This window comes from Pseudomonas mendocina, assembly GCF_900636545.1.
GTDB lineage: Bacteria > Pseudomonadota > Gammaproteobacteria > Pseudomonadales > Pseudomonadaceae > Aquipseudomonas > Aquipseudomonas mendocina.
In genome coordinates, this window is sequence record NZ_LR134290.1 from 2,535,863 (window position 1) to 2,557,086 (window position 21,224).

The window sequence follows — 21,224 nt, forward strand, 5'->3', positions numbered from 1 at the left end:
CCACTTTGACGGCGGGGAAAACGGCTGGGGCGAGGATTGACCGCGAGGAGGGGGGATGTGGCGAACAGTTCGAGAACGTCGCATTTACCGGTTGGCTCGTGGAAACCTTGGGCAACCTGCTGGGCTTTCGATCTGTCTGACGCTAAACGCTTCCCCGTCCCTCAGGACAACTTCGTTCCAGTCGCAACCTCGTCGTACGGCCTTGTGGGCTGTTGGGACACGGACCGCTACGAAGTACTTCGTGAACGATCTGGAGATCCTTTTCAGGACCCCTGGCTAGCGGGAGCGAGGCCATCATGCCTCTGGGGAAATGCTTCGTCAAACGTTTTGTAGTGGTTTTTTAAAACTACTACATATTCATTCGGCGACTGCATGGTCACGCGTGGTGGCCCATGGGGCGGGCGTTTCAGGCAATTTGCGGGTTGTGCGGCTTGTCCATCGTTCTTGAGGCTCAGGAGCATTCGACTTTGGTCGCAGCGTCAGTCGAGAGCTTCGACCTTAAGGCGCAGCGACATGTCCTCGCGACCTTGAGTGGTGTGCCGGCGTAGTACATCGCGACCGCTGGAACTGGTCTCCTCGCTGACGCCGCCCAGGGTTATCCATTCGCCCAGGCGACCACTGACGCGCGTGTCGGTGCTCTGCACATCGACCACCCCGGGACGATGATCATTCATCCGGTCACGCTGGCTGCTGATGGAAACGTGCACCAACTCGCCGGTGAGGCTGGCCGTCACGTAGAAGCCGCGGGTCATGTCGCGGTATTGGGTGTCTTGGTAGACCTGGCCGTAGGGGCCGGTGCTGGTGGTGGTCAACGGCACGCTCTGGCCGACCTGAATCAGCGCCGGATAGCCTTCGGTTGCTTGTACCTGCTGGGTGCCGCCACCACGGCTGTCGGTACTGCGGCGGATGATGCGCACCTGGTCGCGGCCGTTGACTTCGCCACGGCCAACCTGGACCTCTGCATTGCCTGCGCTGAGGGTGCCATCGACCCTGTAGCCGCGGTCGTTCTGATAGTTGCTGTCGGCACTTTCCACCGTGATCAGCAGGCGGCGCGGGCGGGTGTCGAGCTGCTGCAGGAGCACGCGAACTTCACCGATCTTGGCCGGTGAGGCGTTGACGATCAGCTGGTTGCCGTAGGCGCTAACCTTGCCCTCGTTGCCGAGCATCGACTGCACCACGCCGAGCACGTCGTCGGCGGTGCGGTAATTCAGCGGGATCACCTCGGTCGCGGCTTGCAAAGGCAGGCACAGGCCGAGAAGCAGGGCGGCGAACAGCGTGCGCAAGGTCATAGCAGGAAGCTCCGCAAGTCAGGGTCGGTAATGCTGGTGTCCCAGGCCTGATCGAACTGGGCCTGGCGCTGGCGCACGCGCGCCGGATCGTTGTACAGGGTGTAGCCGGACTGCTGATCGAGTTCTGGGCGCAAGAACAAGCCTCTGTCGTCGGCGATCAGGAAGGCCAGTTCATCACTGGCGTAGTCCGGGTTGAGTTTGCGGATATGCAGATTGGAGGACAGCCGACGCGATAGGGCGAGCAGGCGATGGCCTTCCTTCACCGCACGGGTTGGATCGCGCAGCAGGATACGCAGGCGCGCCCGCGGGCTGTTCAGCAGGAAGCGGGTGCAGGCCTGCTGCACGCTGCTGTGGTGATAAAGCCAGGGCTCGAGATCGTCGGTATACAGGCACAGGTTGCGCTGGGCCTGCTGTATCAGTGCCAGGACATGCGCGCGCGCTTCCTGCGGTTTGCTGAAGCGCTCCAGGTGCTCATGCTGGCCGAGGGTGAACGGAGCGGGTTCCCATTGCGCCGCATCCGCCGTGACGGATTCGGGGTTATGCACGGCAAAACGCCCCGGCGACTCGAATTCGATGGCCGCCAGTTCAATGGGAACTGGCGTATCGATCGGGTCGACCGGGGCGTCTTTTTCGTTCATCTGGGTCTCTACTGGCTGGTGCGCACCATATCTACGTGCGGTATGCCGGCGTCGAGGTACTCTTCGCTGACAATCCTGAAGCCTAGCCTTTCATAGAACGGCGTCGCGTGCACCTGAGCGGTGAGCATTTGCTGATGCAGGCCGCGTTTTTCCGCTTCTGCGATCACCGCCTGCATCAGTTTCTCGCCGACCTTGAGGCCGCGCCAGTCCTTCAGTACCGAGACACGACCGATATGGCCATCCGGCAGCAGGCGCGCGGTGCCAACCGGGTAGTCACCTTCCTCTGCGAGAAAGTGCACGGCCTCGGTATCTTCGGCGTCCCACTCCAGTTCCGGCGGCACCGATTGCTCGGCGACGAATACGCTGTCGCGGATACGACGAAGCTCGGCATTGTCCCTATGCCAGTCCGCGACTCGGACGGAGATCTCACTCATCGGCAAATCCCAGGCTGCCTTGTTTGACCAGTTCCCACAGCAGGGTACGCCCCTCGTCGTCGGCCAGCCAGGCACCGAGGTTTTCCACATGTAACGCATCGGCGCTGCAGATCAGCTTCAATAGCTCACGCAGGTGGGCCGAAACCAGGCGGCTCTGGCCACTGGCGAACAGCACCAGATCTTCACCGACTTCCGACCAGGCCATGCGCGCGCTGGGGTTGCGGATCAGGATCGCGCCATCTTCCAGGGCGCCGAGGAAGTCTTCTTCCTCGATCTCGATGCCGGCGACCAGTTCCGGGTACTTGGGCTCGGTCATGAACTGGCCGAACCAGGTCATCAGCAGGCGCTCGTCGCTCATGTGTTCGTTGAGCAGGGCCTTGAGGCGCTCCAGAGCGTCGCGCTGGATCTGGTTGGGATCCTCGCTTGGCTGGATGTCGGCATCGCTGTAGCGCTCTTCGTCGGGCAGGAACTGGCCGAGGAAGTCAGTGAAATGGGTCAGTACTTCAGCGGCGCTCGGCGCGCGGAAGCCCACGGAATAGGTCATGCAATCATCCTCAGCGGTGCCACAGTGGGCGAGGCAGGGCGGCAGGTAAAGCATGTCGCCGGGTGCCAACACCCATTCATCGGTTGGTTCGAATTGAGCCAGGATCTTCAGATCGGCGTGGGGGAGCAGCGGGCTGTCGGCATCGCACATCTGGCCAATTTGCCAGCGGCGATGGCCGTGAGCCTGCAGCAGGAATACGTCGTAGTTGTCGAAATGCGGGCCGACACCGCCGCCGGGGGCAGCGAAGCTGATCATCAGGTCATCGATGCGCCACTTGGGCAGGAACTTGAAGTCTTCCAGCAGCTCGGCCACTTCCGGGACGAACTGGTCGACGGCCTGTACCAGCAGCGTCCAGTCGCGCTCGGGCAAATCCTGGAAGGTGTCCTCGTTGAACGGGCCGCGCTGCAGTTCCCAGGGGCGCTCACCATGCTCGATCACCAGGCGCGACTCGACTTCTTCTTCCAGCGCCAGGCCGGCCAGTTCATCCGGGCTGATCGGGCTTTCGAAGTCAGGAATGGCCTGGCGCACCAGCAGCGGTTTTTTCTGCCAGTAGTCGCGCAAAAATTCACGGGCTGTGAGGCCACCCAGCAATTGCAGCGGAGTATCAGGATTCATCAGTAAGCCCTTGAAATAGATAAAAACCTTAAAACAAAAACGCCCGGCTCAGCCGGGCGTCCTCGAGGCTGATCGCGCTTAGATGCGCTTGGCCTGGGCCACGGCGTTACCAATGTAGCGCGCCGGGGTCAGTTGCTTGAGCTCTTCCTTGGCGGCGGCCGGCATGTCCAGTCCGTCGATGAAGGCCAGCAGGGCCTCGGGGCTGATGCCCTTGCCGCGGGTCAGCTCCTTGAGCTTCTCGTACGGGTTCTCGATGGCGTAGCGACGCATCACGGTCTGGATCGGCTCGGCGAGCACTTCCCAGCAGGCATCCAGGTCTTCAGCAATACGCTGAGCATTGAGCTCCAACTTGCTGATTCCCTTGAGGCTGGCTTCATAAGCGATAACGCTGTGAGCGAAGCCGACGCCGAGGTTGCGCAGCACGGTGGAATCGGTCAGGTCACGCTGCCAGCGGGAAATCGGCAGTTTGCTGGCCAGGTGCTGGAAGATCGCGTTGGCGATACCCAGGTTGCCTTCGGAGTTTTCGAAGTCGATCGGGTTGACCTTGTGCGGCATGGTCGAGGAGCCGATCTCGCCAGCCACGGTCTTCTGCTTGAAGTAGCCGAGGGAGATGTAGCCCCAGACGTCGCGGTCGAAGTCGATCAGGATGGTGTTGAAGCGAGCGATGGCGTCGAACAGCTCGGCGATGTAGTCGTGCGGCTCGATCTGGGTGGTGTAGGGGTTCCAGGTCAGACCAAGGTCACCTTCGATGAACTGACGGGCGTTGGCTTCCCAGTCGATGCTCGGGTAGGCCGACAAATGCGCGTTGTAGTTGCCCACGGCACCGTTGATCTTGCCCAGCAGCGGCACGGCAGCCACCTGAGCGATCTGGCGCTCCAGGCGGTGGACGACGTTGGCCAGTTCCTTGCCCAGAGTGGTCGGCGAGGCCGGCTGGCCGTGGGTGCGCGAGAGCATCGGCACGTCAGCGAACTTCACTGCCAGTCCGCGAATGGCACCTGCGAGTTGCTTCATCAGCGGCAGCAGCACGCTGTCACGGCCTTCACGCAGCATCAGGGCGTGGGACAGGTTGTTGATGTCCTCGCTGGTGCAGGCGAAGTGGATGAACTCGCTGACCTTGTCCAGCTCCGGCAGCTTGGCAGCTTGTTCTTTGAGCAGGTATTCCACGGCCTTGACATCGTGGTTGGTGGTGCGCTCGATTTCCTTGACGCGCTCGGCGTGCTCTACGGCGAAGTTCTCGGTCAACTCGTTGAGCAGGGCGTTGGCTTCAGCGGAGAAGGGTGCGACTTCCGGAATACCTTCGTGGGCAGCCAGGCGCTGCAGCCAGCGCACTTCGACCAGTACGCGGCTGCGGATCAAGCCGTATTCGCTGAAGATGGGGCGCAGTGCGCTGGTTTTGCCGGCGTAGCGGCCGTCGACGGGGGAAACCGCGGTGAGCGAGGAAAGCTGCATGTAGGCGTTCTCGAGCTGTCGGGCTGAAAAGCCATCCGGGGTCGCTGTGCGTCGTGCCTGCTTCAGTGAAGTAGGCGCTAGCTCAGGTGCCTGGACGGCCTCTGACGAAAAGGGCGCATATCATACATGAAAACCAGAACTTGGCCGCCTATGCCCTGCGTCTTGCGACCGATAACAGACTGGCGGCAAAGATCAGCGCCGCACCGAGCAGTGACAAGGTGTCTGGCGTCTCGCCCCAGAGCAGCCAGGCGATGAGGCCGGCGAAGACGATGGCCAGATAGGCGACTGGCCCGATCAGTCCGGGTGGAGCCAGGCCGTAGGCGCGTGACATGATCACCTGGCTGGCGGTGGCCAGCAGGCCGATGCCCAGCAGCCAGCCAAGCTGGTTGGCGTCCAGTGGCTGCCAGCTCCAGGTCAGCGGAATGGCGGAAAACAGCGCGGAAAACAGCGAGAAATAGAAAACGATGCGGGTAGCCGGCTCGCTGTCGCTCATTTCGCGGATGGAGACGAAGGCGAATGCGGCCAGCAGGCTGGCGGCCAGGCCAAACAGGGCGGGCCCCTCGAACAGAGCGCTGCTGGGCTTGGCCACCAGCAGTACCCCGCACAGGCCGATCAGGCTGCTGATCAGCATCCGTCGAGTCAGCGGCTCCTTCAGCCAGATATGTGCGATCAGCGGAGTGAAGACGGGAGCTGAATAGGTGAACAGCATGGCGTCGGCCAGTGGCAGGTGGGCAATGGCGTAGAAGAAGCAGTACATCGCCGCCAGGCCGTAGGTGGTGCGCCACAGGTGGGACTTAAGGCGTGTCGTGCGTAGCGGGCGAACGCCGCGCACCAGCAGCAAGGGCAGGAAGAACAGCACACCAACCAGGTTACGGAAGAAGACTACCGACTCGTTGTTGACGCTGGCGGATATCTCGCGGATGCCGACTCCGGTGAAGGCGAACAACAGTGCCGAGAGCGCCAGCAGCAGGGCACCCTGAAGGGGTTTGACGCTGCGGCTGGCGGGCTCCATGGTCAGTTTCGCGTCATGTCGTAGAGCGCCTTGAGCAGCTTGCCGCGACTGAACACCAACTGCCAGCGGTGGCCGCCGAGCTGACGCCAGAGGCGCGCCGAACGAATGCCTGCGAGCAGTAGCGCGCGAATTTTCGCCGCATTGCTAGGCTGCTGCAGGAAGCGCATGTCGCCATGCACCTGGATACGTTGGCGGAAGGTGCTGATGGTGTCCTGGTACAGGCCACCGCAGGCGGCGATGACGTTGTCATGCACCAGGCCGAAGTGCTCGACCTGCTGCTGAATCTGGTCCAGGCGACTGCCCATCACCTGCAGCATGTCGCTGCGTTTATCCAGTTGCCGTTCCAGCCCGATCATCGCCAGGGAGTAGCGCAGCGGCTCGCGCTGCAGGGCAGACGGGTTGCGCTCCAGCGAGCTGATCAGCGCGCGATAGCCATCACGCAGGTTGAGGTCGTCACCACCGTACACGTCCAGTGTGGTTTTCGGATCGCGCACCAGCAGACTGCCGAGCATGCAGCCCATCGAGGCTTCACTGACCTGGCCGGTGCGGGCGATCTTGTCGGCCAGTACGGCGGCTTCGAAGACGGCGCCGAGCGCGACCAACTGCTCCTGCATCGGGCTCATCGGGCGTCCTCGTACCAGGCTTCTGCGGTTTCGATCACGCCGCCGCCGAGGCACACCTCGCCGTCGTAGAACACCACGGACTGCCCCGGGGTCACAGCGCGCTGCGGTTCATCGAACACGGCGCGATAGCCGGTCTCGGTCTTCTCCAGGGTGCAGAGCTGGTCACTCTGGCGGTAGCGCACCTTGGCGGTGAGGCGGCGCGGGCTGCTCAGGTCCACTGGGTTGACCCAGTAGATTTCCGAGGCGAGCAGGGCGCGGGAGAACAGCCAGGGGTGTGCGTTGCCCTGGCCGACGATCAGCACATTGCGCGTCAGGTCCTTGCGCAGCACGTACCAGGGATCATCGCTGGCGTCCTTGAGGCCGCCGATGCCGAGGCCCTGGCGTTGGCCGATGGTGTGATACATCAGGCCGTGATGGCGGCCGATGACCTGGCCTTCCGTGGTTTCGATGTCGCCCGGCTGCGCCGGCAGATACTGCTTGAGGAAATCGCTGAAGCGGCGCTCACCGATGAAGCAGATGCCGGTGGAGTCCTTCTTCTTTGCGGTGGCCAGCTCGTATTTCTCGGCGATGGCGCGCACCTGCGGTTTTTCCAGTTCGCCGACCGGGAACAGGGTCTTGGCGATCTGCACGCCGCCGACGGCGTGCAGGAAGTAGCTCTGGTCCTTGTTCGGGTCGAGGCCCTTGAGCAGTTCGGTACGGCCATCGATATCGCGGCGACGCACATAATGGCCGGTGGCGATCAGGTCGGCGCCGAGGCTCAGGGCGTAGTCGAGAAAGGCTTTGAACTTGATTTCGCGATTGCACAGGATGTCCGGGTTCGGTGTACGCCCGGCCTTGTATTCGGCCAGGAAGTGTTCGAACACGTTGTCCCAGTATTCGGCGGCGAAGTTGGCGGTGTGCAGCTTGATGCCGATGCGGTCGCATACGGCCTGGGCGTCGGCCAGGTCATCCATGGCGGTGCAGTATTCGGTGCCGTCGTCTTCGTCCCAGTTCTTCATGAACAGGCCTTCGACCTGGTAACCCTGCTCCATCAGCAGCAGGGCGGAAACGGACGAGTCGACGCCGCCGGACATGCCGACGATCACGCGTTGGGTGCTAGGTGCTTGCATGGGAGTCTGCGAGTGAAGCCTGAAAAACTGTCGAGTCTACCAGAAAGCCTGCCGCCCGTAGGGCGTAGTCGGCTTTGGCTTCCTGCGTCGCTCTACCTCCTGCATCCATGCAGTCGTCGTGAAGCAGTACGCCGTTGGCGTCGTGTGGCGCTCAAGAGCGGCGGGCTGTTCGCTTCGCTACAAGCGGCCGGCGTTTCGATCCGTCCGTCATCATCTGGAACCGGCGAGCGCGGCATCCCCGGATTTCATCCGGGCTACGCTTAGTCGCGTAGCAGCTCCAGCGACCCGCTGACCCCCGCGAGGTAGTCGTCAACGCAGCGCAACACCAGCTCGCTGCGCCAGCGCTCGGGTTGTGCGGCCAGCTCGTCACGGGTCAGCCAGGTGATGCTGCTGATGTCGCTATCCAGCTCGCGCTCGGGGTCATGGCATACGGGGCGGGCGCTGAAGCACACGCGTTGATAGGTCACGCCGTTGCTCGGTGCCGTGTAGAGATAGATGCCGAGCAGGGCGGTCAGCTCCACGTTCCAGCCGGTCTCCTCGAGTGTTTCCCGCACTGCGGCTTCACGCAGCGACTCGTTGGCCTCCAGGTGTCCAGCTGGCTGGTTCAGCACCATACGGCCGGCTTTGAATTCTTCGACGAAGAGGAAACGGCCGTCATCTTCGATCACCGTGGCCACGGTGATATGGGGTTGCCAGTCCATCTCGGTGCTCCAGAAAAAGGTCGATGAGCAGGATTTTGCGGCGGCGAGTGCAGCTCGCGAAAGTTCTGCCTGATAAAAAAGAACCCCGGCGCAAGGCCGGGGTTCTTCTGACACTCAAGCCTTATCAGGCATTCAGTGCAGCCAGAGCGGCATTGAAGGTAGTGCTGGGTCGCATAACCTTGCTGGTCAGCTCGGGGTTGGAGCGGTAGTAGCCACCGATCTCAGCCGGCTTGCCTTGCACGGCAGCCAGTTCGGCAACGATGGTCGCTTCCTGCTCGGTCAATTGCTTGGCCAGCGGCGCGAAGTGAGCCTTCAGCTCGGCATCGTCGTTCTGCTCGGCCAGGGCTTGAGCCCAGTACAGCGCCAGATAGAAGTGGCTGCCACGGTTGTCGATCTCACCAACCTTGCGCGCCGGGGACTTGTTGTTGTCCAGCAGCTTGCCGGTAGCCTGGTCCAGGGTCTTGCCCAGTACCTTGGCCTTGGCGTTGTTGGTCTTGATGCCGGTTTCTTCCAGCGATACGGCCAAGGCCAGGAACTCGCCCAGGGAATCCCAGCGCAGGTAGTTCTCTTCGACCAGCTGTTGTACGTGCTTGGGAGCCGAGCCGCCGGCGCCGGTTTCATACATGCCGCCGCCGGCCATCAGCGGAACGATGGACAGCATCTTGGCCGAAGTACCCAGCTCCATGATCGGGAACAGGTCGGTCAGGTAGTCACGCAGCACGTTACCGGTCACCGAGATGGTGTCCTGGCCACGGATCATGCGCTCCATGGACACGCGGATGGCCTCGTTGTAGCCCATCATGCGAATGTCCAGACCGGTCAGATCGTGATCCTTGAGGTACAGCTCGACTTTCTTCTGCAGCTCGCGATCATGGGCGCGCTCCGGGTCCAGCCAGAAGATGGCCGGGGTATCGGATTGACGGGCACGGGTAACGGCCAGCTTGACCCAGTCGCGGATCGGGGCGTCCTTGGTCTGGCAGGCGCGCCAAATATCGCCAGCTTCGACTTCGTGCTGCATCAGCACGGTGCCATCGGCAGCTACGACGCGCATGGTGCCGTCGGCGGTCATTTCGAAGGTCTTGTCGTGAGAGCCGTATTCTTCGGCTTTCTGCGCCATCAGGCCAACGTTCGGCACGCTGCCCATGGTGGTCGGGTCGAACGCACCGTTGGTTTTGCAGAAGTTGATCATTTCCTGATAGATGCGAGCGTAGGTGCTCTCAGGCATGACCGCCTTGGTGTCTTTCTGCTTGCCATCTTTGCCCCACATCTGACCGGAGTTGCGGATCATGGCCGGCATCGAGGCGTCGACAATGACGTCGCTCGGGATGTGCAGGTTAGTGATGCCCTTGACCGAGTCGACCATCGCCATTTCCGGGCGATGAGCATAAACCTCGTGGATGTCATGCAGGATTTCTTCCTGCTGCGAGGCTGGCAGCGACTTGATCTTGTCGTAGACGCTGCTGATGCCGTTGTTCGGGTTGACGCCCAGTTCCTTGAACAGGTCGCCGTACTTGTCGAACACGTCCTTGTAGTAAACGCTGACGGCATGACCGAAGACGATCGGGTGGGAGACCTTCATCATGGTCGCCTTGACGTGCAGGGACCACATTACGCCGGTTTCCTTGCAGTCTTGCAGGGTCTTCTCGAAGAAGGCGCGCAGCTTGCGGCAGCTCATGAACATGCTGTCGAACACTTCGCCTTCCTGCAGGGCGAGTTGTTTCTTGACTTCGACCTTGCCGTCCTTGCCGACGAACTCGATACGCACATCACCGGCCTTGGCCATGGTGATCGACTGCTCGCTGGAGAAGAAGTCGCCGCCGCGCATGTAGTCGGCGTGGGACTGCGAAGCCATGCTCCACTTGCCCATGCTGTGCGGGTGCTTGCGGGCGTAGGCTTTTACCGCGGCCGGAGCACGGCGGTCGGAGTTGCCTTCGCGCAGAACCGGGTTGACAGCGCTGCCGAGAACCTTGGCGTAACGCGCGCGAACTTCCTTGTCTTCTTCGCTCTGCGGATCTTCCGGGAAGTCCGGGATGTTGTAGCCCTGGGCCTGCAGCTCGGCGATGGCGGCCTTGAGCTGAGGGACGGAGGCACTGATGTTCGGCAGTTTGATGATGTTGGCGTCAGGCTGCAGGGTCAGCTCAGCCAGCTTGGCCAGGTCGTCATCGATGCGCTTGTCAGCGTCCAGACGGTCGGCAAAGCTCGCCAGGATTCGCCCAGCAAGAGAGATGTCGCGGGTTTCAACGGAGATGTCAGCCGAGGCGGCAAAGGCTTCCACGATGGGCAGAAGCGAATAGGTGGCAAGTGCCGGGGCTTCGTCGGTGAAGGTGTAGATGATCTTCGAAGGGGTGGACATTTAGCGTTAACTCTCTTCTTTGCTGAGCGCGCATAGAAACTCGACCTGCACTGGTAGGTGCCTGGGCCCCATGGTGGCGGGGCCGGGTCGAGGACTCGCCGCGGTGATGTTGGATGCACCCGTAGAGTGTCGAGCATTTCGAGCCGGCAGACAGTGATGGTCGCGTACCGGTTTCAAGAGGTTGCTGCCTGGTTCCAGGCAGGTCGCCCCTTATGACTCGTTAGTCACCTAAGCAGTATACCACTGCGGCACCTCGCCGCAGAATGCCCAGTTGAATAAGACCTTTGCACATGTGTCTCGCCGAGCGGTTTGCGCTACTCTCGGGGATGCACACTGTCTAACCACGAGATGGAGTCCAGCATGGGATACCAAAAGATCCAGGTGCCAGCCAGCGGTGACAAAATCACCGTCAACGCCGATATGTCGTTGAACGTTCCCGATAATCCGATCATCCCTTTCATCGAGGGTGATGGTATCGGCGTCGATATTTCTCCGGTGATGATCAAGGTGGTCGACGCTGCCGTCGAAAAAGCCTATGGCGGCGCTCGCAAGATCTCCTGGATGGAAGTTTATGCCGGTGAGAAGGCGACCCAGGTTTACGATCAGGACACCTGGCTGCCGAAAGAAACCCTCGAGGCCGTGCGTGATTATGTGGTCTCGATCAAAGGCCCGCTGACAACGCCTGTTGGTGGCGGCATTCGTTCGCTCAACGTGGCCCTGCGCCAGGAGCTCGACCTTTATGTCTGCCTGCGCCCGGTACGCTGGTTCGAGGGCGTGCCCAGCCCGGTCAAGAAGCCGGGTGACGTGGACATGGTGATCTTCCGCGAGAACTCCGAGGACATTTACGCCGGTGTCGAGTGGAAGGCTGGCAGCCCCGAAGCGGAGAAGGTCATCAAGTTCCTCACCGAGGAAATGGGCGTCAAGAAGATCCGCTTCACCGACATGTGCGGTATCGGCATCAAGCCGGTTTCCGAGGCCGGGACCAAACGCCTGGTGCGCAAGGCGCTGCAGTATGCCGTAGACAACGACCGCAGTTCGGTGACTCTGGTGCACAAGGGCAACATCATGAAGTTCACCGAAGGCGCCTTCAAGGAATGGGGTTACGAGATCGCCCGCGAGGAGTTCGGCGCCGAGTTGCTCGATGGTGGCCCATGGATGCAGTTCAAGAATCCGCGCACCGGCAAGAACATCGTGGTCAAGGACGTGATCGCTGACGCCATGCTGCAACAGATCCTGCTGCGTCCGGCTGAATATGACGTGATCGCCACGCTCAATCTCAATGGCGACTACCTCTCCGACGCGCTGGCGGCCGAGGTGGGTGGCATTGGCATTGCACCGGGTGCCAACCTGTCCGACTCCGTGGCCATGTTCGAGGCGACTCACGGCACCGCACCGAAGTATGCCGGCCAGGACAAGGTCAACCCGGGCTCGGTCATCCTTTCTGCCGAAATGATGCTGCGTCACATGGGCTGGGGCGAGGCTGCCGACCTGATCATCAAAGGCACTAATGGCGCCATCGCTGCCAAGACCGTGACTTATGACTTCGAGCGCCTGATGGAAGGAGCGAAACTGATGTCATGCTCCGAATTTGGCGATGCGATGATCAGCCATATGTAGGCTGATTAAGGTGTGAAAAAAAGGCCGGTCAAATGACCGGCCTTTTCGTGCTCAGCACATCCATGTGCTTCGTATTCGATGAAGCTGTGAGTCAGGATACTCAGACTTCGGCAGTGCTCGCGATACTCTGCGTCTGGGTGGCTGCCACGGGGGCATCCTGGGTGGCGCTGGCTGCGCTGATATTGACCGCATGCAGTCCTTTGGGGCCTTGCACGATCTCGAAGCGGACCGGCTGACCGGCCTTGAGCGTTTTATAACCGTCCATCTGGATGGCCGAGTAGTGGGCGAACAGGTCCTCATCTCGGCCGTCGGCCAGGATGAACCCATAGCCTTTGGCGTTGTTGAACCACTTGACCTTACCACTGAGCATGCTGATATCCCTCTGCAAAGGACTCCATCTCTGGAGTATCATCCACTTCGATTCCGCGCGATAACCAACCAGGCTGGGCGAAGGCGTGGAATCCCTGATACCCGCTACTGGGTATTCTTTTGTTGTAACACCCTTTTGCCGTTAGTCAAGGCTATACGGCGGATGGCTGAGAAGTCAGTCAAAATCCCTCTAGCATCCCCGTTCGCCCGGCCTCGAACCTCTGATTTCAGCATGCATGCAAGTAGCCAGATTCGACTAACATTCAATCAGGATCACCCGGCAGAGCATGAGGATGACTCCTCTGGTATTGCTGTTCAGGAATCCAAGCCAGCATTGCAGGCACCACCGATGTACAAGGTGGTCTTATTCAATGACGACTACACCCCGATGGATTTCGTCGTCGAAGTGCTTGAAACATTTTTCGGCATGAACCGGGAGCTGGCGACCAAGATCATGCTGGCCGTCCATACAGAAGGGCGTGCGGTATGTGGTGTTTACACCCGCGATATTGCAGAGACCAAGGCGATGCAGGTCAATCAGTACGCACGGGAAAGTCAGCATCCGCTACTCTGTGAAATAGAGAAGGACGGTTAACGCCGGCCACTTGGGTATGAGGTGAAGCTATGTTGAATCGAGAGCTCGAAGTCACCCTCAATCTGGCTTTCAAGGAGGCCCGTGCCAAGCGTCATGAGTTCATGACGGTCGAGCATCTGCTGCTCGCCTTGCTGGACAACGAGGCAGCCGCCAGCGTGCTGCGGGCCTGTGGGGCCAACCTCGACAAGCTGCGCCATGATCTGCAGGAGTTCATCGACTCCACCACGCCATTGATTCCTCAGCACGATGAAGATCGCGAAACCCAGCCGACCCTGGGCTTCCAGCGCGTGCTGCAGCGCGCGGTGTTTCACGTGCAGAGTTCCGGCAAGCGCGAAGTGACCGGCGCCAACGTGCTGGTGGCCATCTTCAGCGAACAGGAAAGTCAGGCGGTATTCCTGCTCAAGCAACAGAGCGTCGCCCGTATCGATGTGGTCAACTATATCGCCCATGGCATTTCCAAGGTGCCGGGGCACGGCGAGCACCACGAAAACGACCAGGACATGCAGGATGAAGAGGGCGGTGAGGCCTCCACTTCCGGCAATCCTCTGGATGCCTACGCCAGCAACCTCAACGAACTGGCACGTCAGGGGCGTATCGATCCGCTGGTCGGGCGCGAGCATGAAGTCGAGCGCGTCGCGCAGATTCTCGCTCGTCGGCGCAAGAACAACCCGCTACTGGTAGGCGAGGCTGGCGTCGGCAAGACCGCCATTGCCGAAGGTCTGGCCAAGCGCATCGTCGACGAGCAGGTGCCTGATCTGCTGGCCGACAGCGTGGTCTATTCCCTGGATCTCGGCGCACTGCTGGCCGGTACCAAGTACCGCGGCGACTTCGAGAAGCGTTTCAAGGCGTTGCTCAACGAGTTGCGCAAGCGTCCGCACGCCATCCTCTTCATCGACGAGATTCACACCATCATCGGTGCCGGCGCGGCATCAGGTGGGGTCATGGATGCGTCCAACCTGCTCAAGCCGATGTTGTCGTCGGGCGAGATCCGCTGCATCGGCTCCACCACCTTCCAGGAATTTCGCGGCATTTTCGAGAAGGACCGTGCGTTGGCGCGGCGTTTCCAGAAGGTCGACGTGGTCGAGCCTTCGGTAGAGGACACTGTCGGCATTCTCAAGGGGCTCAAGGCGCGCTTCGAGCAGCACCACCACATCGAGTACAGCGACGAGGCCCTGCGTGCAGCGGCGGAGCTGGCTGCACGCTACATCAATGACCGGCACATGCCGGACAAGGCCATTGACGTGATCGATGAGGCGGGCGCCTACCAGCGTCTGCTGCCGGAAGACAAGCGGGTATCGCGTATCGAGGTCGCCCAGGTCGAGGATATCGTCGCCAAGATCGCGCGGATTCCACCGAAGCACGTTTCCAGCTCCGACAAGGAGCTGCTGCGCAACCTGGAGCGTGACCTGAAACTCACCGTATTCGGTCAGGACGCTGCCATCGATTCGCTGTCAACCGCGATCAAGCTGTCGCGTGCCGGTCTCAAGGCGCCAGACAAGCCGGTTGGCTCCTTCCTGTTCGCCGGCCCTACCGGTGTGGGCAAGACCGAGGCGGCGCGGCAGCTGGCCAAGGCCATGGGCATCGAGTTGGTGCGTTTCGACATGTCTGAGTACATGGAGCGCCACACCGTATCGCGTCTGATCGGTGCGCCGCCCGGCTACGTCGGTTTCGATCAGGGGGGGTTGCTGACAGAAGCGATTACCAAGCAGCCTCACTGCGTGTTGCTGCTCGACGAAATCGAGAAGGCGCATCCGGAAGTCTTCAATCTGCTGCTGCAGGTGATGGATCACGGGACGCTGACTGACAACAACGGGCGCAAGGCGGACTTCCGCAACGTGATCCTGATCATGACTACCAACGCTGGCGCGGAAACCGCGTCGCGAGCTTCGATCGGCTTCACTCAGCAGGATCACTCCACCGATGCCATGGAAGTGATCAAGAAGAGCTTCACGCCGGAGTTCCGCAACCGCCTGGATACCATCATCCAGTTTGGTCGCCTGAGTCACGAAACCATCAAGAGCATCGTCGACAAGTTCCTCACCGAACTGCAGGCGCAGCTGGAAGACAAGCGCGTTACGCTGGAAGTCAGCGATACGGCGCGCAGCTGGCTGGCCGAGCGCGGCTACGATGTGATGATGGGCGCGCGGCCGATGGCGCGTTTGATCCAGGACAAGATCAAGCGTCCGCTGGCGGAGGAAATCCTTTTCGGCGAACTGGCCGAGCATGGCGGCGTGGTCCACGTCGACATCAAGGATGGCGAACCCAGCTTCGAGTTCGAGACGGCGGCAGAGGTCGCCTGATCGGATGGTGGTCCACCGGAAGTCGACGACTTTCGGTGAACTAACGAAAACGCCCGGCATATGCCGGGCGTTTTCGTTTGGTGCTTGGCTTAACGGGCGCGGTAGGTAATGCGACCCTTGCTCAAGTCATAAGGCGTCAGCTCAACGCGCACCTTGTCACCAGTGAGAATGCGGATGTAGTTCTTGCGCATCTTGCCGGAGATGTGCGCGGTAACGACGTGCCCGTTTTCCAACTCCACGCGGAACATGGTGTTGGGCAGGGTGTCGACGACAGTGCCTTCCATTTCGAAGCTGTCTTCTTTCGACATGCAGTAAAGCCCTCGGTATCCAGGAAATGGCCCGGTGCAACTGGCGCCAGGCAAAAGCGGCGTGCATTGTGCCCGAAAACAGGGGGCTGCGCCAAGGGGCTTGGATTGTCGAGCTGGCTGGGTGATGTGTGCAGGGCTAGGTCAGCAGCGTCCAGCGCTGATTCACGAAGAGCTCGATCGGGCGGTACTGGGTCTTGTAGTTCATCTTGCGGCAGTTCTTGATCCAGTAGCCAAGATAGACGGCATCAAGCCCCTGGCGCGCAGTCTCGCCGATCTGCCAGAGAATGGCGAAACGGCCCAGGCTACGACGCTCTTCCGTTGGGTCGTAAAAGGTGTAGACCGCCGACAGACCGTTCGGCAGAAGATCGGTGACGGCAATCGCCACCAGTCGGTCTTGCAGGCGGAACTCATAGAAGCGTGAGAAGGGCAGGTCGCGTACCAGGAAGGTGGAGAACTGATCGCGGCTGGGGGGATACATATCGCCGTCGGCGTGGCGTTGCTCGATATAGCGCACGTAGAGGTCGTAATACTCTTCGTTGAATGCCGGCCGCACGCAGCGAACCGCAATATCTTCATTGCGCTTGAGGATGCGGCGCTGTTGCCGGTTTGGCGTGAAGCGCGCAGCCGGAATTCGCGCCGGGATGCAGGCGGTGCACTGCTGGCAGTGCGGACGGTAGAGGTGATCGCCGCTGCGGCGAAAGCCCAGCTCCGACAGTTCGGCGTAGACCAGCACGTCCATGGGCTGACTGGGGTCGAGAAACAGGGTGGTGGCCTGCTCTTCCGGCAGATAGCTGCAAGGATGAGGTTGAGTGGCGTAGAACTTCAGGCGGGCCAGCTCGGTCATGGCGAAATCTCGAAAAAGCCTGACTTGAGTGTAAGCCAGGCTTGGCTGTACGACTAGGCAAGCCAGTCAGCTTGGCTCGGCAGATCGAGATGGTTCTGCAGATAGTCGGCAAAACGAGCGCGCGGTATGGCTCTGGCGCCGAAGCTGTGCAGGTGCTGGGTAGGCATCTGGCAATCGATGAGCACGAAACCCCATTGCTGCAGCTTGCCAACGAGCGTAGCGAAGCCAATCTTGGATGCGTTGTCGGCACGGCTGAACATTGATTCGCCGAAGAACAGTTGGCCCATGGCCAGGCCGTAAAGACCGCCAACCAGCTCGTCCTCCTGCCAGACCTCCACCGAATGAGCGATACCGCGTTGATGCAACTGCAGATAGGCGTCCTGCATGCCTGGGGTGATCCAGGTGCCGTCGGCGTATGAGCGCGGTGCAGCGCAGGCTGCGATGACGGCTGCGAAATCCTGATCGAAGGTGACGCGATAGCGCTGTTGGCGCAGCAATTTGGCCAGGCTACGGGAAACGTGGAGTTCCTCAGGGAAGAGCACTGTGCGTGGGTCCGGTGACCACCAGAGGATCGGCTGGCCATCCTGGAACCAGGGGAAACAGCCATGCCGATAGGCGCTGACCAGGCGGTCGGCACTCAGGTCGCCGCCGGCTGCCAGCAAGCCGTTGGGCTCGCGCATGGCTTTGGCCAGTGGCGGGAACTGTAGGGAGTCACGTTGCAGCCAGGTCAGCATGCGCGTTGGTCCAGCGGGGCAGAGGAGGGCGAGCAGGTCGCTCGCCCTGGTCCATCAGTTGTTGTCGAGGAATTTCTCGACGTCCAGTGCGGCCATGCAGCCAGCGCCGGCCGAGGTGATGGCCTGGCGGTAGACGTGATCGGCCACGTCGCCAGCGGCGAATACGCCCTCGATGCTGGTGGCGGTGGCATTGCCTTCACTGCCGCCCTTGATCTTCAGGTAGCCGTCATGCATGTCCAACTGGCCGACGAACAGCTCGGTATTGGGCTTGTGGCCGATGGCGATGAATACGCCGGCAAGGTCCAGTTCCTTGGTGCTGCCGTCGAGCGTGCTCTTCAGGCGTACGCCGGTCACGCCGCTTTGGTCGCCCAGAACCTCATCCAGGGTGTGGTTCCAGTGCAGGCGCATGTTACCGTTCTCGACCTTGTCGAACAGCTTGTCCTGCAGGATCTTCTCCGAACGCAGCTTGTCGCGGCGGTGCACGAGGTGCACTTCCTTGGCGATGTTCGACAGGTACAGGGCTTCTTCGACGGCGGTATTGCCGCCACCGATCACCGCGACCACCTGGTTGCGATAGAAGAAGCCGTCGCAGGTGGCGCAGGCCGAAACACCCTTGCCGGAGAAGGCTTCTTCCGAGGGCAGGCCCAGGTACTGGGCGCTGGCGCCGGTGGCGATGATCAGTGCATCGCAGCTGTAAGTGCCGCTATCGCCCTTGAGTACGAAGGGGCGGCTCTGCAACTCGGCAGTATGAATGTGGTCGTAGATGATCTCGGTGTCGAAGCGTTCAGCGTGTTTCTGCATGCGCTCCATCAGTGCCGGGCCAGTAAGGCCTTCGACGTCACCCGGCCAGTTATCCACTTCGGTGGTGGTGGTGAGCTGGCCGCCAGGCTGGATGCCGGTGATCACAACGGGTTTGAGATTGGCACGTGCAGCGTAAACCGCTGCGCTGTAACCGGCAGGGCCGGAACCCAGAATGATCAGGCGGGAATGCTTGACTTCGCTCATAAAAAAACCCCATAAGCCTTTGTCACAAAAGAGAATGCGTGCTCCAATTGAGCCGCATGGAAGCTGCTGGCGGCTATGCTACACCGAAGCAGGGTAGGTGCGGGAGCACGCTGATTGGCCTACTCGCCAGGCTGGCCCTACAATAGGCCGCTTCTGCGGTTAACCATCAGATGGACGCGCCTGAGGCGCAGGAAATGGCTGTTTTGAAGAATTCCACCACCCAGATCAACGATTGGCGCCAGAAACTTCAGTATCGACTGAAGGAAGGTGCGTTGATCGCCCTGGGCGCAATGTGCCTCTATCTGTTGATGGCACTGTTGACCTACAACGTTGCCGATCCGGCCTGGGACAACAGCGTGCAGGTCGAGCGCATCATCAATGCAGGCGGCAGCATTGGCGCCTGGCTCTCCAGTGCGTTGTTTGGCGCCCTGGGTTATTTCGCCTACATCTTTCCGCTTCTGTTGGCCGCCAAGACCTGGCAGGTCTTCCGCACCCGCAATCAACCCTGGCACTGGAATGGCTGGCTGTTTTCCTGGCACAGCATCGGCCTGGTTTTCCTGATCCTGTCCGGCGCCGCGCTGGGTGACATTCATTTCTCTGCCGCTGCCGGGATGCAAGGCTCTGGCGGCGGTATGCTCGGTGCCAGCCTGGGCGATCTGGCCGTGCACGCACTGAACGTGCAGGGCAGCACACTGGTGTTCCTGGCGCTGTTCCTGTTTGGTCTGACCGTATTCACCGACCTGTCCTGGTTCCGGGTAATGGACCTGACGGGCAAGATCACGCTCGATCTGATCGAACTGATCCAGGGCATTATCACCGGCTGGTGGAATGCGCGCAGCGAGCGCAAGCAGATGAAGATCCAGCTGCGCGAGCTGGACGAGCGGGTCACCGAAGTGGCGGCACCTGTAGTATCCGACCGTCGCGAGCAGGCCAAGGTCAAGGAACGCCTGCTCGAACGCGAGGAGTCGCTGAGCAAACACATGAGCGAGCGCGAGAAGCGCCCGGCGCCGGTGATCACCCCGCCAGCACCGCCCAAGGCAGCGGAGCCGAGCAAGCGGGTACTCAAGGAGAAACAGGCACCTCTGTTCGTCGATACTGCTGTCGAAGGCAGCCTGCCGCCGATTTCCATCCTCGATGTCGCCGAGAAGAAGCAGAAGCAGTTCTCCCCTGAGTCGCTGGAGGCCATGTCGCGTCTGCTGGAGATCAAGCTCAAGGAGTTCGGCGTCGATGTGGTGGTCGAGTCCGTACATCCCGGTCCGGTGATTACCCGTTTCGAAATCCAGCCTGCTGCGGGGGTGAAGGTCAGCCGCATCTCCAACCTGGCCAAGGACCTGGCGCGCTCGATGGCGATGGTCAGCGTGCGCGTGGTCGAAGTGATTCCCGGCAAGACCACCGTGGGCATCGAGGTGCCCAACGAGGATCGGCAGATCGTGCGCTTCTCCGAAGTGCTATCCTCCAGCGAATACGATGATGCCAAGTCGCCGGTCACCCTGGCGTTGGGTCATGATATCGGCGGTCGCCCGGTCATCGCCGACCTGGCCAAGATGCCGCACCTGCTGGTGGCCGGTACTACCGGTTCCGGTAAGTCGGTGGGCGTCAACGCCATGATCCTGTCGGTGCTGTTCAAGTCCACGCCGGAAGAGGCGCGGATGATCATGATCGACCCGAAAATGCTCGAACTGTCGATCTACGAAGGTATTCCCCACCTGCTGTGCCCGGTCGTCACCGACATGAAGGAAGCCGCCAATGCGCTGCGCTGGTCGGTGGCCGAGATGGAGCGTCGTTACAAGCTGATGGCGGCCATGGGCGTGCGCAACCTGGCGGGCTTCAACCGCAAGGTGAAAGACGCCATCGACGCCGGCACCCCGCTGCATGATCCGCTCTACAAGCGCGAGTCGATGGACGACGAGCCGCCGTACCTGAAGACGCTGCCGACTATCGTCGTGGTCGTGGACGAATTCGCCGACATGATGATGATTGTCGGCAAGAAGGTCGAAGAGCTGATCGCGCGTATCGCGCAGAAGGCGCGTGCCGCCGGTATTCACCTGATCCTCGCGACCCAGCGCCCATCGGTGGACGTGATCACCGGCCTGATCAAGGCCAACATTCCGACCCGTATGGCCTTCCAGGTATCGAGCAAGATCGACTCGCGCACCATTCTCGATCAGGGCGGCGCCGAGCAGTTGCTTGGCCATGGTGACATGCTCTATCTGCCGCCTGGAACAGGCCTGCCGATTCGCGTGCACGGCGCCTTCGTCTCCGACGACGAGGTGCATCGTGTCGTCGAAGCGTGGAAGCAGCGCGGCGCACCGGACTACATCGAGGACATCCTTGCAGGCGTCGAGGAGAGCGGCAGCGGCTTCGAAGGCGGTGGTGGCGAAGGTGGTGAGGGCAGCGAGGAAGACCCGCTGTACGACGAGGCTGTCAATTTCGTGCTGGAAAGCCGTCGCGCCTCCATTTCCGCGGTGCAGCGCAAGCTGAAGATCGGCTACAACCGCGCAGCACGGATGATCGAAGCGATGGAAATGGCCGGCGTGGTCAGCTCGATGAATACCAACGGTTCGCGCGAGGTGCTCGCGCCAGGTTCATCGCGCGACTGATCGCGGATAAACCGCCCGGTTGGCGGTCTACAGGATTCACGGCAGCTCATGATGCTGCCGAGCAGTGCGGGGTGCGGAGTCGCCC

Annotated in this window: 19 protein-coding genes; 4 read left to right on the top strand and 15 right to left on the bottom strand. The window is 61.1% G+C overall.

Annotated features, from left to right (window positions below; all coding sequences use genetic code 11):
- Positions 1 to 479: 479 nt before the first annotated feature.
- The 10 genes from EL191_RS11660 to EL191_RS11705 form a co-directional block, all read right to left on the bottom strand.
- Positions 480 to 1,289, bottom strand: coding sequence for a secretin N-terminal domain-containing protein (locus EL191_RS11660; protein ID WP_041979346.1), 810 nt, complete (start codon positions 1,287 to 1,289; stop codon positions 480 to 482).
- Positions 1,286 to 1,927, bottom strand: a complete 642-nt coding sequence (locus EL191_RS11665) for a DUF7931 domain-containing protein (RefSeq protein WP_041979345.1) — start codon at positions 1,925 to 1,927, stop codon at positions 1,286 to 1,288. Before EL191_RS11665 ends, EL191_RS11660 begins: the two co-directional genes overlap by 4 nt.
- 8 nt (positions 1,928 to 1,935) lie before the next feature.
- Complete coding sequence (locus EL191_RS11670; RefSeq protein WP_013715487.1) at positions 1,936 to 2,361, bottom strand: GNAT family N-acetyltransferase; 426 nt, start codon at positions 2,359 to 2,361, stop codon at positions 1,936 to 1,938.
- The gene (locus EL191_RS11675) at positions 2,354 to 3,520 is read right to left on the bottom strand and encodes a ribosomal protein uL16 3-hydroxylase (protein WP_013715488.1); all 1,167 of its coding nucleotides are present in this window, start codon (positions 3,518 to 3,520) and stop codon (positions 2,354 to 2,356) included. The genes EL191_RS11670 and EL191_RS11675 overlap by 8 nt, the downstream gene beginning before the upstream one ends.
- Before the next feature lie 78 nt (positions 3,521 to 3,598).
- Positions 3,599 to 4,969 (bottom strand): adenylosuccinate lyase, encoded by a 1,371-nt coding sequence (gene purB / locus EL191_RS11680; RefSeq protein WP_017360854.1) that lies wholly within the window; start codon positions 4,967 to 4,969, stop codon positions 3,599 to 3,601.
- 148 nt (positions 4,970 to 5,117) lie between these two features.
- Positions 5,118 to 5,981, bottom strand: a complete 864-nt coding sequence (locus EL191_RS11685; protein ID WP_041979344.1) for a DMT family transporter — start codon at positions 5,979 to 5,981, stop codon at positions 5,118 to 5,120.
- 2 nt (positions 5,982 to 5,983) lie between these two features.
- Positions 5,984 to 6,604, bottom strand: coding sequence for a high frequency lysogenization protein HflD (hflD, locus tag EL191_RS11690; RefSeq protein WP_041979341.1), 621 nt, complete (start codon positions 6,602 to 6,604; stop codon positions 5,984 to 5,986).
- Complete coding sequence (gene mnmA / locus EL191_RS11695) at positions 6,601 to 7,713, bottom strand: tRNA 2-thiouridine(34) synthase MnmA (protein WP_041979338.1); 1,113 nt, start codon at positions 7,711 to 7,713, stop codon at positions 6,601 to 6,603. Before mnmA ends, hflD begins: the two co-directional genes overlap by 4 nt.
- Before the next feature lie 260 nt (positions 7,714 to 7,973).
- The gene (locus EL191_RS11700; protein ID WP_013715494.1) at positions 7,974 to 8,414 is read right to left on the bottom strand and encodes an NUDIX hydrolase; all 441 of its coding nucleotides are present in this window, start codon (positions 8,412 to 8,414) and stop codon (positions 7,974 to 7,976) included.
- Between the two features lie 124 nt (positions 8,415 to 8,538).
- Complete coding sequence (locus EL191_RS11705) at positions 8,539 to 10,767, bottom strand: NADP-dependent isocitrate dehydrogenase (RefSeq protein WP_013715495.1); 2,229 nt, start codon at positions 10,765 to 10,767, stop codon at positions 8,539 to 8,541.
- Between the two features lie 360 nt (positions 10,768 to 11,127).
- Between EL191_RS11705 and icd the strand changes: the two genes are divergently transcribed.
- Positions 11,128 to 12,384: an NADP-dependent isocitrate dehydrogenase gene (gene icd / locus EL191_RS11710; RefSeq protein WP_013715496.1), complete on the top strand. Its 1,257-nt coding sequence runs from the start codon at positions 11,128 to 11,130 to the stop codon at positions 12,382 to 12,384.
- 100 nt (positions 12,385 to 12,484) lie between these two features.
- On the opposite strand, the gene cspD is transcribed toward icd, so the two are convergent.
- Positions 12,485 to 12,754 (bottom strand): cold shock domain-containing protein CspD, encoded by a 270-nt coding sequence (cspD, locus tag EL191_RS11715; protein ID WP_017360860.1) that lies wholly within the window; start codon positions 12,752 to 12,754, stop codon positions 12,485 to 12,487.
- 231 nt (positions 12,755 to 12,985) lie between these two features.
- Here cspD and clpS point away from each other — a divergent pair, with 231 nt between their 5' ends.
- Together clpS and clpA are read left to right on the top strand one after the other, a co-directional pair.
- Positions 12,986 to 13,348 (top strand): ATP-dependent Clp protease adapter ClpS, encoded by a 363-nt coding sequence (gene clpS / locus EL191_RS11720; protein ID WP_003460431.1) that lies wholly within the window; start codon positions 12,986 to 12,988, stop codon positions 13,346 to 13,348.
- A gap of 29 nt (positions 13,349 to 13,377) precedes the next feature.
- A complete protein-coding gene (gene clpA, locus EL191_RS11725) occupies positions 13,378 to 15,648 on the top strand; it encodes an ATP-dependent Clp protease ATP-binding subunit ClpA (protein ID WP_041979335.1) in 2,271 nt (756 codons plus the stop codon).
- An 89-nt stretch (positions 15,649 to 15,737) separates the two neighbouring features.
- On the opposite strand, the gene infA is transcribed toward clpA, so the two are convergent.
- From infA to trxB, 4 genes are all read right to left on the bottom strand, one after another.
- The gene (infA, locus tag EL191_RS11730) at positions 15,738 to 15,956 is read right to left on the bottom strand and encodes a translation initiation factor IF-1 (protein WP_002553999.1); all 219 of its coding nucleotides are present in this window, start codon (positions 15,954 to 15,956) and stop codon (positions 15,738 to 15,740) included.
- A gap of 136 nt (positions 15,957 to 16,092) precedes the next feature.
- Complete coding sequence (locus tag EL191_RS11735) at positions 16,093 to 16,800, bottom strand: arginyltransferase (protein ID WP_013715499.1); 708 nt, start codon at positions 16,798 to 16,800, stop codon at positions 16,093 to 16,095.
- A gap of 53 nt (positions 16,801 to 16,853) precedes the next feature.
- Positions 16,854 to 17,534 carry a leucyl/phenylalanyl-tRNA--protein transferase gene (aat, locus tag EL191_RS11740; protein ID WP_013715500.1) on the bottom strand — a complete coding sequence of 227 codons (681 nt, stop codon included), beginning with the start codon at positions 17,532 to 17,534 and terminating at the stop codon, positions 16,854 to 16,856.
- 54 nt (positions 17,535 to 17,588) lie between these two features.
- Positions 17,589 to 18,539, bottom strand: a complete 951-nt coding sequence (trxB, locus tag EL191_RS11745; protein WP_013715501.1) for a thioredoxin-disulfide reductase — start codon at positions 18,537 to 18,539, stop codon at positions 17,589 to 17,591.
- A 194-nt stretch (positions 18,540 to 18,733) separates the two neighbouring features.
- Here trxB and ftsK point away from each other — a divergent pair, with 194 nt between their 5' ends.
- Positions 18,734 to 21,139 carry a DNA translocase FtsK gene (gene ftsK, locus EL191_RS11750; protein ID WP_041979291.1) on the top strand — a complete coding sequence of 802 codons (2,406 nt, stop codon included), beginning with the start codon at positions 18,734 to 18,736 and terminating at the stop codon, positions 21,137 to 21,139.
- Positions 21,140 to 21,224: the final 85 nt, after the last annotated feature.

Excerpts from the sequence above, each read along its gene's own strand:
- EL191_RS11675 (WP_013715488.1), bottom strand. The coding sequence starts at position 3,520 with ATGAATCCTGATACTCCGCTGCAATTGCTGGGTGGCCTCACAGCCCGT.
- infA (WP_002553999.1), bottom strand. The coding sequence starts at position 15,956 with ATGTCGAAAGAAGACAGCTTCGAAATGGAAGGCACTGTCGTCGACACC.
- purB (WP_017360854.1), bottom strand. The coding sequence starts at position 4,969 with ATGCAGCTTTCCTCGCTCACCGCGGTTTCCCCCGTCGACGGCCGCTAC.
- icd (WP_013715496.1), top strand. The coding sequence starts at position 11,128 with ATGGGATACCAAAAGATCCAGGTGCCAGCCAGCGGTGACAAAATCACC.
- trxB (WP_013715501.1), bottom strand. The coding sequence starts at position 18,539 with ATGAGCGAAGTCAAGCATTCCCGCCTGATCATTCTGGGTTCCGGCCCT.
- clpA (WP_041979335.1), top strand. The coding sequence starts at position 13,378 with ATGTTGAATCGAGAGCTCGAAGTCACCCTCAATCTGGCTTTCAAGGAG.
- aat (WP_013715500.1), bottom strand. The coding sequence starts at position 17,534 with ATGCTGACCTGGCTGCAACGTGACTCCCTACAGTTCCCGCCACTGGCC.
- EL191_RS11665 (WP_041979345.1), bottom strand. The coding sequence starts at position 1,927 with ATGAACGAAAAAGACGCCCCGGTCGACCCGATCGATACGCCAGTTCCC.
- EL191_RS11700 (WP_013715494.1), bottom strand. The coding sequence starts at position 8,414 with ATGGACTGGCAACCCCATATCACCGTGGCCACGGTGATCGAAGATGAC.
- clpS (WP_003460431.1), top strand. The coding sequence starts at position 12,986 with ATGCATGCAAGTAGCCAGATTCGACTAACATTCAATCAGGATCACCCG.
- EL191_RS11670 (WP_013715487.1), bottom strand. The coding sequence starts at position 2,361 with ATGAGTGAGATCTCCGTCCGAGTCGCGGACTGGCATAGGGACAATGCC.
- ftsK (WP_041979291.1), top strand. The coding sequence starts at position 18,734 with ATGGCTGTTTTGAAGAATTCCACCACCCAGATCAACGATTGGCGCCAG.
- mnmA (WP_041979338.1), bottom strand. The coding sequence starts at position 7,713 with ATGCAAGCACCTAGCACCCAACGCGTGATCGTCGGCATGTCCGGCGGC.
- hflD (WP_041979341.1), bottom strand. The coding sequence starts at position 6,604 with ATGAGCCCGATGCAGGAGCAGTTGGTCGCGCTCGGCGCCGTCTTCGAA.
- EL191_RS11735 (WP_013715499.1), bottom strand. The coding sequence starts at position 16,800 with ATGACCGAGCTGGCCCGCCTGAAGTTCTACGCCACTCAACCTCATCCT.
- EL191_RS11705 (WP_013715495.1), bottom strand. The coding sequence starts at position 10,767 with ATGTCCACCCCTTCGAAGATCATCTACACCTTCACCGACGAAGCCCCG.
- EL191_RS11660 (WP_041979346.1), bottom strand. The coding sequence starts at position 1,289 with ATGACCTTGCGCACGCTGTTCGCCGCCCTGCTTCTCGGCCTGTGCCTG.
- cspD (WP_017360860.1), bottom strand. The coding sequence starts at position 12,754 with ATGCTCAGTGGTAAGGTCAAGTGGTTCAACAACGCCAAAGGCTATGGG.
- EL191_RS11685 (WP_041979344.1), bottom strand. The coding sequence starts at position 5,981 with ATGGAGCCCGCCAGCCGCAGCGTCAAACCCCTTCAGGGTGCCCTGCTG.